We start from the raw sequence: 13,325 nt of genomic DNA on the forward strand, positions 1-13,325 counted from the left end.
CACCCGCGTCAAGGTGCTTAAAAATTAAGCAGATGATGATTTTGCAAGCTTGTTTTCGGCCGTTTTGTTGTTCATATGCGCGGAATTCGATATCAAAGCCGCAACTGCCCAAGGATTAAGCACGTTGACCCTCCAACTCGCTGACAAAACCCTGAACCCGCCAGTGATGCTGGCCCCGATGGCCGGGATTACTGATCGACCGTTCCGTGATCTGGTGATGCGCTTCGGCGCGGGTATGGTCGTAAGCGAGATGGTTGCCAGCCAGGAAATGGTGCAAGCCAAACCGGGCGTGCGTGAACGGGCCGAGCTGTCTGCTGACGTGGAAAACACCGCCGTTCAACTGGCCGGACGCGAAGCGCATTGGATGGCCGAAGCCGCGCGCCAGGTGGCCGATCGCGGGGCGCGTGTGATCGACATCAACATGGGTTGCCCGGCGAAGAAGGTGACCAATGGCTATTCCGGTTCAGCGCTGCTTAAAACGCCGGATCACGCACTGACGCTGATCGAAGCGGTGGTCGCGGCAGTTGATATCCCGGTCACTTTGAAAACCCGTCTGGGCTGGGATGACAACCTGCTGAATGCGCCGGACGTGGCGCGCCGGGCGCAGGATGCGGGTATCCGAATGGTGACGATCCATGGACGAACACGGTGCCAGTTCTACAAGGGCCATGCAAACTGGCAAGCAATCCGGGCGGTGAAAGAGGCGGTGTCGATTCCCGTCATTGCCAACGGGGATATCGTGAATTCGAACGCAGCGCGCACGGCTTTAGATCACTCAGGTGCCGATGGTGTCATGGTCGGGCGCGGAGCGCAGGGCAAGCCGTGGTTGCTGGCCCAGATCTGCCACGATTTGTATGGCGCGCCAGCGCCGGTCGTTCCTGCCAATGCAGACCTGATTGGCATGGTGCGCGGCCACTATGAGGCGATGCTGGCCTTTTACGGCACTGATCTGGGTCTGCGCGTCGCGCGCAAACATCTGGGCTGGTACATGGATGAGGCCGGCACTCCGGCCACATTGCGCCGGGTGGTGCTAACCTCGCGGGATACAGCAGAGGTGCTGCACCTTTTGGGGGATGCCCTGACCAGCGGCGCGGAGGCGGCAGCATGACCTCGGATCAGAGCATCTGGACCTCGCTTCCAGTTCCGGCCTTCATTATTGATGCAGATGACCGGATTGCGGATGTGAATTCCGCCGGAGAAGGGTTTCTGAACGCATCCCGCAATGCTGTCATAGGTCACCCGGTTTGGGATCAGATTGCTGTGGATGCCCCACTGGAAGAGGCGTTTTTGCGCGCGCGCCAACAGGGCACTCCGCTGTTCGTAAATGACGTGGATGTGGGATCGGGCAATCGGGCTCCGTTGCAGTGCGCTTTGCAAATTGCACCGCTGCTTGGGCATCCTGGTTCAATGATCATGACCATGTCCCCGCGTGAACTGGCTGGGCGGATGACACGGGGCAACACAGTAAAGTCGGCTGCCCAATCCGCAATTGGAATGGCAGAGATGCTTGCGCATGAAATCAAGAACCCGCTGGCGGGAATTACCGGGGCCGCGCAGCTGCTTAGCATGAATATCAATCAGGAAGATATTGAACTTACAGACCTTATTGTTGCCGAAAGTCGCCGTATCGTGAAGTTGTTAGAGCAGGTCGAACAGTTTGGCAACCTGACCCAGCCGGACTTTAAGCCGGTCAATATTCATGACGTTCTGGACCGCGCGCGGCGGTCAGCACTGTTGGGTTTTGGCGCGCATATGACGATTATCGAGGATTACGACCCTTCGTTGCCGCTGGCCTATGGTGACCCGGATCAACTTTTGCAGGTGGTGCTGAACCTGCTCAAGAATGCATCCGAGGCGTCTCCCAAAGGTGGCACCATTCGTCTGCGGACATACTTCGAACACTCGTTCCGCCTGCGTCGCAGCGACGGGTCGGGGCATTCCTTGCCGCTGCAGATCGAAATCATCGATGACGGCCCAGGACTACCGGACAAGATCCGCAGCGACATTTTCGATCCGTTCGTGTCGGGCAAGGAAAACGGCACCGGCCTTGGACTGGCGCTGGTCAGCAAAATCATCTCGGACCACGACGGCTGGATATTGGCCGAGTCGGTTCCCGGACACACCGTATTTCGACTGTCGCTCAGGCGCGCACCGCGCGACGAAACCTGAGACGCACAGCTGCGCAGAATAAGTAAGGAGAGCACCCGATGGATGGCACAGTACTGGTCGCAGACGACGATCGCACAATCCGAACCGTACTGACTCAGGCGCTGACACGGGCCGGGTGCAAGGTGCATGCGACATCCTCGCTGACAACTCTGATGCGCTGGGTCGGCGAGGGCAAAGGGGATGTCGTTATTTCGGACGTAGTCATGCCGGATGGTAACGGGCTCGAGATGCTGCCCAAGATCGCGCAGGACCGTCCGGGGCTTCCGGTCATTGTGATCTCGGCGCAGAACACGATTATGACGGCGATTCAGGCGGCCGAGGCAGATGCGTATGACTATCTGCCGAAGCCCTTTGATTTGCCTGATTTGATGAAGCGGACTGCACGTGCGCTGGAGCAAAAGCAGCGCATTCAGGCGGATGCGATCGTACCTGTTGATGAACGCCCTGAGGAATTGCCGCTAGTCGGGCGCACTCCGGGCATGCAGGCACTGTATCGCCTTGTGGCGCGGGTGATGAACACCGATCTGTCGGTGATGATTTCTGGTGAAAGTGGGACCGGTAAGTCATTAATTGCACGGGCTATTCACGATTTTTCGGATCGTCGTACGTTGCCCTTTGTCACTGCAACCGCCGGTAACTTGCGTGATCTTGAAGGACCTGCGCGCATAATGGCCCGGGTGCGCGGTGGCACTCTGCTGATTGATGAGATTGCCGATATCGAGGATGAGGTTCAGGCGCGCATTGTCCGAATGATGGACACACCCGGTGACCATCTTCCGCGGTTCATGGCGACCAGCCAGTCGAACCTGACCGAAGCAATGGAAAGTGGGCGCGTGCGTCAGGATCTTTACTATCGGCTGTGCGGGGCGACAATTCATGTGCCAGCGCTGCGCGAGCGCGTCGACGATATAACACTATTGGCCGATCACTTTCTTGCGCGCGAAGAGCGGGAACATGGCACAAAGCGCTGGCTCAGCGCAGAAGCAGTGGAAATGGTGCGGCGGTATTCCTGGCCCGGCAACGTTCGACAGTTGGAAAACGCGATCCGGCGTCTGAGCCTGACCAGCAGAGCCGAAGAAATCTCGAAATCCGAGGTTGAGATGGTTCTTGGCAGCCAACCCGAAGCGGAACCGATTCTGGGCGACGGAGAAAGGGAAAAATTATCGGCCTCTGTGGCTCGTCATTTGCGCCGCTACTTCGATCTGCACGGCAATTTATTGCCGCCTCCCGGCCTATATCAACGTATCTTGCGCGAAGTTGAGGCCCCCTTGATCGAGCAGGCGTTGGACGCAACTGGCGGAAATCAGGCGAAATGTGCGGATTTGTTGGGGATCAACAGGAATACGCTGCGCAAAAAAATCACCGATCTCGATATTCAGGTGACACGCAGACGCAAACTGATGTAATATCGCCACACAAAGCGTGGCATCCGGGTACAGGCCCGGCAAGGACCACGAGATATGGCGGTAAGCCGCGAAAGCGGCACATCAGGATGAGGGCAGACGGTGGCAACCCGAGCACAGAGCGGGCTGATCCTATCGATTGATCGGTGGCGGAAATCCCGAAAACTGCGCAATTTTAGCACCTTGGGGCTAGTCCTTTTGGGGCCGCTTTTGGCGTTGGCTACCTATCTGGTCATCGGCCCGTTCGATTTGGGGTCCGCGGCGCCGACACTACGGCTGATTCTGCTGGCCGATCTGGTTTATGTGCTGGTCGTCGCAGCGCTGGTGTTGGGGCAGGTATTCAGTCTGATCGCTGCGCGCCGGGCAAAATCTGCTGGTTCTCGCCTGCACTTGCGGCTGATTGGTGCGTTCACCTTGCTGGCCCTTGTGCCGACGGTGACCGTCGCGATCTTTGCCGGCCTGACGGTGAATATCGGGCTTGAGGGCTGGTTCTCGGACCGGGTCCGTCAAGTTGTCGGATCATCCCTGTCGGCCGCAGAAGCCTATGAGCTTGAGCATCGCAGCGGTCTGACGCAGGACGCAGTCGTTCTTTCCCGCTTCCTCGACAATGCGCGCACGGTGGACTTCTACATCTCGGACGCCGAATTGCGCGAGGTTTTGGCTCAGGGTCAATCGCAGATTCAGAGAGGCCTGCGCGAGGCCTATGTCATTGATGGCAGTGGCGAAATCAAATCCCGCGGCGACCGGTCCTATCTGTTCAACTATGAGCCGCCGACGCCTGAGCAGATAGTCGAGGCCACCGACAATGGCCTGATGATCATCGCCGATTGGCAAAACAATGAGTTCCGCGCGCTAGTGCCGTTGCAGGCTTATCTGGACCGTTACCTGTATGTTAGCCGCGAAGTAGATGGCGAACTGTTGAAACTGCTGGATGACACCAAGGAAACGGTTCAATTCTACCAACAGCTTGAAAGCGAAAGGGGACGGGTTCTTTTCGAATTCGGGCTTTTGTACCTGGGCTTTGCGGTCATCCTGATCCTTGCCGCAATGTCGTTGGGCATGTGGTTCGCCGAACGGCTGTCGCGCCCGGTTGGCCGTTTAACCACCGCTGCGCAAAGAGTCGGAGCCGGGGACCTCAGCGTTCAGGTCATCGAAGAAGCCAGCGATGACGAGATCGCAATGTTAGGCCGTTATTTCAATCAGATGACGCGACAACTTAAAGGGCAGCGTGACACGTTGCTGGAAAACACACGACAGATCGAGCGCCGTCGCCGGCTGTTCGACTCCGTGCTCAGTTCGGTGACTTCAGGTGTGGTTGGCGTTGACTCGGATGGATGTGTCACCTTTGTGAACCGCTCGGCAGAACGTCTTTTGGATTGGTCTCGCGGCGAGGAACACTTGGCCATCGGCATCGCAGTTCCCGAATTTCTTCCCCTGTTCGAAAGTCTGAAAGACAGTGGTCAAGAAGCTGTGCAGGGCGAGATTAAGGTTACACGAAAGGGTCGACTGGAAAACCTGCTGGTTCGGATGGCGATCCGGCGCGGCGAAGATGGCGGTCTGGAAGGGTACGTGGTGGCCTTCGATGATGTGACAGATCTGGTCAGCGCGCAGCGTATGGCGGCTTGGGGTGATGTGGCCCGCCGAATTGCGCACGAGATAAAGAATCCTCTGACGCCCATCCAGCTCAGCGCAGAGCGGATAAAGCGCAAATTCTCGCGTAAACTGGACGAAGAAGATTGCGACAGCCTAGTTTCAATGACCGATGTGATTGTGCGGCAAACCAACGATTTGCGGCGCATCGTGGACGAATTCTCGAAGTTCGCGCGGATGCCAGAGCCGGATCGGCGTGAGGAAGATATCGTTGGCTTGGTCCGAGAAGCCGTTTTATTGCAGCGGGCCGGACAGCCAGATGTGCAGATTGACGCGACCCTGCCAGAGCAGCCTATCCTGGCCGATGTGGACGCGACTATGTTGAATCAAGCGTTGACGAACTTGATAAAGAACGCGGGAGAAGCAATTGAAACGTTGAAGAAAAAAGGCCCGCCGGAAAACCTGAAACCCCAGATTAAGGTGGGCATTTCCAACGATGACGCGGGTACGGTCATTACAATTGCGGACAATGGCATAGGGCTGCCCGAAGATCGGGCACGGTTGTTTGAACCTTATGTCACTACGCGCGACGAGGGTACGGGTTTGGGCCTGCCTATCGTCAAGAAAATAATAGAAGAACACGGCGGAGCGCTGACTCTTGAGGATGCGCCCGTATTTGACGGACAGGACCATTTCGGTGCGATGGCCATGATCCGTTTGCCGGGGGGCAAATTTTCCCAAACTGCAGCGCCACAAAAGCAGGCAATTCATACTAACAAACTGAAAGCAGGCCAAAGATGAGCGACATTCTGATCGTAGATGACGAACGCGATATTCGCGAGCTGGTGTCCGACATTCTGGAGGACGAAGGCTATTCAACCCGACTGGCGGCAAACTCTGACGAGTGTATGTCGTCGATCAATTCCGAACCGCCGGGTCTTTTGATCCTTGATATCTGGCTGAAGGATAGCCGGATGGACGGGATTGATATCCTGAAAGCGGTCAAACGGGACAATCCCGATGTGCCGGTGGTGATTATTTCTGGCCACGGCAACATTGAGATTGCCGTGGCGGCTATTAAGCAGGGCGCTTATGACTTTATTGAAAAGCCGTTTAACATAGACCAGTTGATGGTGGTGATACGCCGCGCCATGGAAACCTCGCGTTTGCGTCGCGAGAACGCCTCGCTCAAGCGTCGCGAGGTCACCAACTCGGATATGATCGGCAAATCCGCATCGTTTCGGGCAATGCAAAGCCAGCTGGACAAGGTCACCAAGTCAAATGGCCGCGTGATGCTGAGCGGCCCGGCCGGATCGGGTAAAGAAATTGCCGCGCGGTATATTCACGCCCATTCAAATCGCGCCAATGCGCCATTCGTCACTGTCAACTGCGCCGGGATCGAACCCGAGCGCGTCGAGGAGGTGTTGTTTGGACGCGAGTCATCCGAACGCGGAATCGAATCCGGTTTGCTGGAAGAAGCCCATGGCGGCGTGATCTATTTTGACGAAGTGGCAGACATGCCTTTGGGGACGCAGTCCAAGATCCTGCGGGTTCTGGTCGACCAGCAATTTCAAAGGGTAGGTGGGTCTGACAAGGTCCGTGTGGATCTGAGGGTCATCTCGTCGACAAACCGCGATCTGGAGGCCGAGATCGAAGCCGACCGGTTCCGCGAAGAGCTGTATCACCGACTGAACGTTGTTCCGATCGCGGTGCCTTCGATGGAGGATCGGCGCGAGGATATTCCGGTTCTGGCACAGCATTTTATCGAAATGTGCAACGAATCCCAAGGCTTGCCAATTCGGGAGATTTCGGAAGAGGCTGTGGCGTTGTTGCAGACTATGACGTGGCCCGGCAATGTGCGTCAGTTGAAGAACCTGATCGAGCGCGTCTTGATCCTGGGGGACGGAACAGGTCCGATCGAAGCGCGTGAATTGCCGACCGAAGAAGAAAAAACCGACGACTCGGGCCGCGTGGTTTTGTCAGGTGCACTTGCAACGCTGCCGCTGCGCGAAGCGCGTGAGGCATTCGAGCGTGAGTACCTGCTGACCCAGATCAACCGCTTTGGCGGCAATATCAGCCGGACCGCCAGCTTTGTGGGCATGGAACGCAGTGCGCTGCATCGCAAGCTGAAATCGCTTGGTGTTGTGACCTCGAACAAGTCCGGGGCGCGGGTGGCACAAATCGACGAACCAGAACCGGCGGAGTGATCCGCCGGGGCTTTACCCTGCCTGACCCGGGTTGATGATCTGAAACGAGCCGTCGTCGAATTTCACATAGCAGGATTGGGTTCCCAGCGGCGGCAGTTTCGTAGTGCGGGCTTGGGGGACCTGTGACTTTACGCTCTGCTTGCAGGGCGGCAGGCTGACCGGGCGATAGCCCTTTTTCGCCATGCACTGTGCCTCGACCTGATTGCGCAGACCCTCGTTGACGTCGACTGTGTAAACCTGCCCGGGTTGCCACCAACCGGGCGAGCGATAGCAATGTCCCCGGCCATCGCAATAGGTGCGCCCCGGCCAATATGTGGGCGGGCTTTGGCGCACTTGATTGGCGACGGGAACCTGATTTACGGCCTGAACCTGACATTGCGTGGTCTCGGACTGCGCGCGCGATACGCTTTCCCCCTCGCGATAGTATAACGACAACGGCCCGCTGCATGCGGACAGGACAGTCAGTGGAAGAAGCAGGTGAAGCACTGATTTCATAGGGTTATCTTGCCCCAGCTTTGTCTAAATGACAATTCAATTGACCGCTATGGGGGCATCTGTCATTCAAGGATTTCAGGCAGAAGGGCCAGAAACATGAAGGTCATCATATGCGGTGCCGGTCAGGTCGGCTGGCAGATCGCACGGCACTTGTCGGGCGAACTGAATGACGTAACGGTGGTGGACAACAATCCCGATCTGGTGCGCCGGGCAACCGAAACGTTGGATGTTCAGGGGATTGCTGGGTTCGCAAGCTATCCTGACGTGCTTGAGCGTGCAGGCGCGCGTGACGCAGATATGATCATCGCAGCAACCCATTCGGACGAGGTGAACATGGTCACCTGTCAGATGGCACACTCGATCTTTTCCATCCAACGCAAGATCGCGCGTTTGCGTGCGAAATCCTATCTGCAGGCGATCCACTCGGACCTGTTTCGCCGCGACCACCTGCCAATTGACGTGGTGATCAGCCCCGAGCGTGAAGTCGCAGCCGCCGCCATGCGCCGCCTGTCGGCACCGTCGGCTTTTGATACCGAAATGTTCATGGACGGGCAGGCGCAGTTGTTGGGTATTCGCATCGACGAAGACTGTCCCATCGTAAACACCCCGTTGCGCCAACTCACGGACCTGTTTTCCACGCTCAGTTCAATCGTCGTCGGTGTTCGGCGGGATGGAACGCTGTTTGCGCCCGAATCCGAAGATCAGCTGTTTGTCGGCGACGAATGCTATGTCTTTACCAATGTCAAAGACGTGGACCGCACGATGGAGGTTTTCGGCAAGACCCACAAAAAGCAGGACCGCGTGGTAATTGTGGGCGGCGGAAATGTCGGTCTGGAAGTTGCCCGAACGCTGGAAGAACGTGAAAGCCGTGTGCGTGCCAAGGTGATCGAGCGTGATCGCCAAAGCGCTGAAATAGCAGCCGAAACGCTGGAACGGACGATTGTCCTGAATGGCGACGGGCTTGATGCCGCATTGCTGCGCGAGGCCGGGATCGAACGCGCGGACGCGATGTTGGCGGTGACGGATGACGACCGTGCCAACATGCTGGCGGCTGTCCGAGCCAAGGCTGAAGGATGCGCTTTGGCGATTGCGCTGATCAACGATCCCAGCATGGTAGCCCTGATGGGACCGCTGGGGATCGACGCTTATATCAACCCGCGTGCGACCACAGTCAGCTCGATCCTGCGCCATATTCGTCACGGGCGGGTGCGGCAGGTTTATTCCATCGGTGATGCCGAGGCCGAAGTGATCGAGGCCGAGGTGCTGTCGACCTCGCCAATGGCGGGGCAAAAGCTGCGAGACATTGATTTTCCCGAAGGTGTTTTGGTCGGCGCTGTCCGAAAGGGTGATGAGCTTTTACGTCCGACCGGCAGCTTGCGGATTGATGAAAAGGATGTGGTGGCGATCTTTGCCATGGCCAAAGACGTGCCCGAGGTCGAACGCCTGATGCAGGTTTCAATCGATTTCTTCTGATGGCGCGCGCTCGGAGACAACAGATCACATTGATACAGCGGTTGCCGCTGTTTCTTTTGATCTGGGGAATCGCAGCACTGTCGATGTGGGTTCCGGCGGTATATGCGCTGGCGCTGGACGATCATGATACCTCCCGTTCATTTTTCTATTCCGGTTTGTTGGGGCTGTTCGTGGTGTCCACAATCGCTGTGGCTGCATCAAACCGCGTGCCGCGACGTGGGACGCTGGGGCAACTGGCCGTTTTGCTGGGCTGTTTTACGGTTTTGCCGCTGTTTCTGGCAATTCCGCTGCATGATGCCTTGGGTACGACCACTTTTTTGAACGCGTATTTCGATATGGTCAGCGCCGTAACCACGACCGGAGCGGATCTGTTTCCGGACCCCGATCGCCTGACTGCACCGCTGCACCTGTGGCGCGCTTTGGTCGGGTGGATGGGTGGTTTGCTGATGTGGATTGCAGCGGCTGCTATCCTGGCCCCTCTGTCACTGGGCGGGTTCGAGATTACGGCGCGCGGTCAGCCCGGTCGACCCGTTTCGGGCGTGGCGCAAAGCGAAGAGGTTGATCCGCGTGGTCGTCTGATCCGCGTAACGCGAACGTTGACACCAGTTTATGCCGGTCTGACCGCAGTCATATGTATCCTTCTGATGATCGCGGGCGAAAACGGTCTGACAGCTGTGTGTCACGCGATGTCGACAATGGCCACGTCTGGGATTTCTCCGGTCGGCGGGCTGGAGGGCGCGCAAGCTGGAATAACGGGCGAGGCGATCATGTTTCTCTTCCTGTTCTTCGCCTTATCGCGGTTGACCTTTTCCACCGACACGGCGACCACAGGCTATTCCCGGTTGGACAAAGACCCAGAATTCCGCATTGGACTAATGATCGTGTGTTTTGTCGCGGTGTTGTTGTTTGCGCGCGTCTGGGCCGGGGTGCTTGAGATCGGCAATCAGTTGGAACCGCTTCAGGCGCTTGGCGTGATCTGGGGCATGATTTTTACGGCGCTCGCATTCCTGACTACCGCCGGGTTTGAAAGCGCTAACTGGAACGATGCGCAGCAATTGTCTGGTCTGGGCACCCCTGGGCTGATCCTGATGGGCCTCGCACTGATCGGTGGGGGGGTGGCAACGACCGCGGGCGGGGTAAAACTGTTGCGGGTCTTTGCCTTGTATCTAAACGGCGCGCGCGAGATTGATCGGTTGATCTACCCCTCATCTGTCAGCGGTCTTGGAGGCGGTAACCGGCGCATTCAAAGTGACGGGGCCTTTATTGCCTGGATCTTCCTGATGATGTTCGCCCTGACCGCTGCGCTGTTCAATTTGTTGCTGGCTGCGATGGGATCGGGGTTTGAACAGGCCATGGTCCTTAGTGTTGCTGCGCTCAGCACGACCGGGCCATTGATCGAACTGGCCACCGATGTCCCCATCCGTCTGGTCGATTTGCCGTGGGGCGCAAAGCTGACTATGTGCGCGGCAATGGTGATCGGACGACTGGAAACATTGGCGATCATTGCGCTGATTACGCCAACCCTCTGGCGAGACTAAGAATCCTCACCTTTGCTGACTCCTTATTTTTCATCTGGAATATCGGTTAACTCCACTCCATACTCTGCCAGAGGGAGCGCGTTGGTCCGCAGCGCGTAGCAAGAACAATGGCGAGATTATAAAAATATGGCTTCGGACAGACAGAATCTGCAGGACGCGTTCCTGAACAATGTACGGAAAGCAAAGGTCCCGGTCACAATTTTCCTGATCAACGGTGTGAAATTGCAGGGTGTCATCACCTGGTTCGACAATTTCTGCGTATTGTTGCGCCGCGACGGACAGTCGCAGCTGGTCTACAAACACGCGATTTCGACGATCATGCCGTCGCAGCCGATCAGCCTGTATGAGGGCGAAGACGCCTCTTGATGGAACATGACAGGACGCGCACCCGGGCTTGGGTGCTGCATCCGGAAATCAAATCAGATGAACAGCGCCGTGTCCCTGAACCGGCGCTGGAAGAAGCGGTGGCGCTGGCTGCCGCTTTGCCCGATCTTGATGTGATCGGGTCAGATATCGTGCGCCTTCAGCGCGCTCAACCAGGGCTGTTATTCGGCAGCGGCAAGATCGAAGAACTGGGCGAGCAGTTTCATGACGCTGAAGTCGAACTGGTGCTGATTGATGGCCCCGTGACGCCAGTCCAACAGCGCAATCTGGAAAAGGCTTGGAAGGTCAAGATCCTCGACCGCACCGGCTTGATTCTTGAGATTTTTAGCGATCGTGCGCGCACCCGTGAAGGTGTCTTGCAGGTCGAAATGGCTGCGCTCAGCTATCAACGGACGCGTTTGGTCCGCGCCTGGACGCACCTTGAACGGCAGCGGGGCGGATTGGGCTTTGTCGGCGGCCCGGGTGAAACGCAGATTGAGGCTGACCGCCGGGCTATTGACGATCAGCTTGTGCGTCTGCGACGTCAATTGCAGAAGGTGATCAAGACACGAACCCTGCATCGTGCGGCGCGCGCCAAGGTACCGTATCCGATTGTCGCCCTCGTGGGATATACGAACGCCGGTAAATCGACACTGTTCAACCGTCTGACCGGGGCCGAGGTGATGGCCAAGGACATGCTGTTTGCCACGTTGGACCCGACCATGCGGCGGGTCGAATTGCCTGATGGCCCCGAGGTGATCTTGTCAGACACGGTGGGCTTCATCTCGAACCTGCCGACCGAACTTGTGGCCGCCTTTCGCGCCACGCTCGAAGAGGTGCTGGGCGCAGATATCGTCGTGCATGTGCGCGATATCAGCCACGAGGAAACCGAGGCACAGGCGCAGGATGTCGAAACCATTCTGACCTCGTTGGGCGTTGATGACGAACGGCCCCGGCTTGAGGTCTGGAACAAGATCGATCTGCTGAACGATGATGAACGCGAGGCCACTTTTGCTCGCGCCGACCGCGATCCGTCGATCTTCGCCATTTCTGCTGTGACCGGTGAAGGCCTCGAACCGCTTCTGGCCGAGATTGCCGTCAAATTGCAGGGTGTACGTCACCAGACAGTCCTGTCGCTGGGCTTTGCCGAGGGCGACAAGCGCGCGTGGTTGTTCCGTCAGGATGTCATTCGATCCGAAGAGCAGACCGATGATGGGTTTCAGATCACCGTCTTGTGGACTGACAAACAGGCGGCGCAGTACGCCGCGCTTTGATCAATCAGCGAGGTTATCATGACGGAATCTAAGGTTATGCTGACCGGTCATATTTTGGTGCCCGCCGACCGGATCGCACAGGTGCGGGACGCACTACCGGACCACATTGCCCTGACGCGGGCTGAGTCAGGGTGTATTTCGTTCGACGTGACAGAAGACGCCGATATTCCGGGCCGGTTCAACGTGAACGAAGTTTTTGAAAGTCAGGCTGCATTTGACGCGCATCAGGCACGCACCAAGACCTCGACCTGGTTCAAAGTGACCGAAGGTATCCCTCGTGATTATCAAATTACGCTTGGATAGGGGAATTGTCGGCTAGCGACCGTCTATTTGGCGCTGATAGTCTTCGGCATCGAACCAGCCCAGCGACGATTGCACCTTGTTGTCGGCGGTCAGTTCCCATTCTTCCCAGCCACGTGTGACGACGTGGTTGCCGGTTTCAGAATGATGACCTTCTAGCGTCCAGACGAAAATGGCGTGCGTTCCGGCCCAGCGAAGCATGTCGCAGCGAACCTCCAGGTCCGGGAAGTCGGCATAGAACCCGCGCGCCATCTCGGCCACAGCGGCCCGGCCGACGGTTGGTTCACCCCGGTTGATCGTGATCTGCCCGTCGGGTGCGTAAAAGCTGGCGACCGCCTCTGGGTCACCCGAACTCCAAGCGATTGCGTAGTCGCGTGCGAGATTGTTCAGTGTATCCCGAATACTGGCCATCCGTACCCCCAGTTCCAAATAGTCGGCCAACAGATCGTAGGCGAAAACACCGGTGCGCGTCCACGGCGGGTTGAAAAAGGGGCAAGGTCCTGCCGAGGCGGT

12 protein-coding genes are annotated in these 13,325 nt (G+C 57.5%); 10 read left to right on the forward strand and 2 right to left on the reverse strand.

Features of this window, described 5'->3' with window-relative positions; translation table 11 throughout:
* Nucleotides 1-178 precede the first annotated feature (178 nt).
* The 5 genes from dusB to ntrX all read left to right on the forward strand — a co-directional run bounded on the left by dusB (nucleotide 179) and on the right by ntrX (nucleotide 7,369).
* The gene (gene dusB / locus ACR0AK_RS06220; RefSeq protein ID WP_480793641.1) at nucleotides 179-1,108 is read left to right on the forward strand and encodes a tRNA dihydrouridine synthase DusB; all 930 of its coding nucleotides are present in this window, start codon (nucleotides 179-181) and stop codon (nucleotides 1,106-1,108) included.
* The gene (locus ACR0AK_RS06225; RefSeq protein ID WP_170557021.1) at nucleotides 1,105-2,169 is read left to right on the forward strand and encodes a two-component system sensor histidine kinase NtrB; all 1,065 of its coding nucleotides are present in this window, start codon (nucleotides 1,105-1,107) and stop codon (nucleotides 2,167-2,169) included. Before dusB ends, ACR0AK_RS06225 begins: the two co-directional genes overlap by 4 nt.
* A 38-nt stretch (nucleotides 2,170-2,207) precedes the next feature.
* Nucleotides 2,208-3,575 carry a response regulator gene (locus ACR0AK_RS06230; RefSeq protein WP_480792731.1) on the forward strand — a complete coding sequence of 456 codons (1,368 nt, stop codon included), beginning with the start codon at nucleotides 2,208-2,210 and terminating at the stop codon, nucleotides 3,573-3,575.
* A 99-nt stretch (nucleotides 3,576-3,674) separates the two neighbouring features.
* Nucleotides 3,675-5,963, forward strand: a complete 2,289-nt coding sequence (locus ACR0AK_RS06235; protein WP_480792732.1) for a sensor histidine kinase NtrY-like — start codon at nucleotides 3,675-3,677, stop codon at nucleotides 5,961-5,963.
* A complete protein-coding gene (gene ntrX / locus ACR0AK_RS06240) occupies nucleotides 5,960-7,369 on the forward strand; it encodes a nitrogen assimilation response regulator NtrX (protein WP_170557027.1) in 1,410 nt (469 codons plus the stop codon). Before ACR0AK_RS06235 ends, ntrX begins: the two co-directional genes overlap by 4 nt.
* Before the next feature lie 12 nt (nucleotides 7,370-7,381).
* On the opposite strand, the gene ACR0AK_RS06245 is transcribed toward ntrX, so the two are convergent.
* Complete coding sequence (locus ACR0AK_RS06245) at nucleotides 7,382-7,864, reverse strand: hypothetical protein (protein WP_170557029.1); 483 nt, start codon at nucleotides 7,862-7,864, stop codon at nucleotides 7,382-7,384.
* A gap of 96 nt (nucleotides 7,865-7,960) precedes the next feature.
* Here ACR0AK_RS06245 and trkA point away from each other — a divergent pair, with 96 nt between their 5' ends.
* The 5 genes from trkA to ACR0AK_RS06270 all read left to right on the forward strand — a co-directional run bounded on the left by trkA (nucleotide 7,961) and on the right by ACR0AK_RS06270 (nucleotide 12,815).
* Nucleotides 7,961-9,337, forward strand: coding sequence for a Trk system potassium transporter TrkA (gene trkA / locus ACR0AK_RS06250; protein ID WP_109311769.1), 1,377 nt, complete (start codon nucleotides 7,961-7,963; stop codon nucleotides 9,335-9,337).
* Nucleotides 9,337-10,875 carry a TrkH family potassium uptake protein gene (locus ACR0AK_RS06255; protein ID WP_170557030.1) on the forward strand — a complete coding sequence of 513 codons (1,539 nt, stop codon included), beginning with the start codon at nucleotides 9,337-9,339 and terminating at the stop codon, nucleotides 10,873-10,875. Before trkA ends, ACR0AK_RS06255 begins: the two co-directional genes overlap by 1 nt.
* A gap of 126 nt (nucleotides 10,876-11,001) precedes the next feature.
* Nucleotides 11,002-11,241, forward strand: coding sequence for an RNA chaperone Hfq (gene hfq / locus ACR0AK_RS06260; protein ID WP_010440340.1), 240 nt, complete (start codon nucleotides 11,002-11,004; stop codon nucleotides 11,239-11,241).
* Nucleotides 11,241-12,512, forward strand: coding sequence for a GTPase HflX (gene hflX, locus ACR0AK_RS06265; protein WP_480792733.1), 1,272 nt, complete (start codon nucleotides 11,241-11,243; stop codon nucleotides 12,510-12,512). Before hfq ends, hflX begins: the two co-directional genes overlap by 1 nt.
* An 18-nt stretch (nucleotides 12,513-12,530) precedes the next feature.
* Nucleotides 12,531-12,815 (forward strand): putative quinol monooxygenase, encoded by a 285-nt coding sequence (locus tag ACR0AK_RS06270; RefSeq protein WP_480792734.1) that lies wholly within the window; start codon nucleotides 12,531-12,533, stop codon nucleotides 12,813-12,815.
* Between the two features lie 12 nt (nucleotides 12,816-12,827).
* On the opposite strand, the gene ACR0AK_RS06275 is transcribed toward ACR0AK_RS06270, so the two are convergent.
* Nucleotides 12,828-13,223, reverse strand: a complete 396-nt coding sequence (locus ACR0AK_RS06275) for an ester cyclase (protein WP_170557036.1) — start codon at nucleotides 13,221-13,223, stop codon at nucleotides 12,828-12,830.
* Nucleotides 13,224-13,325: the final 102 nt, after the last annotated feature.

Source organism: Ruegeria sp. BI12, assembly GCF_056537985.1.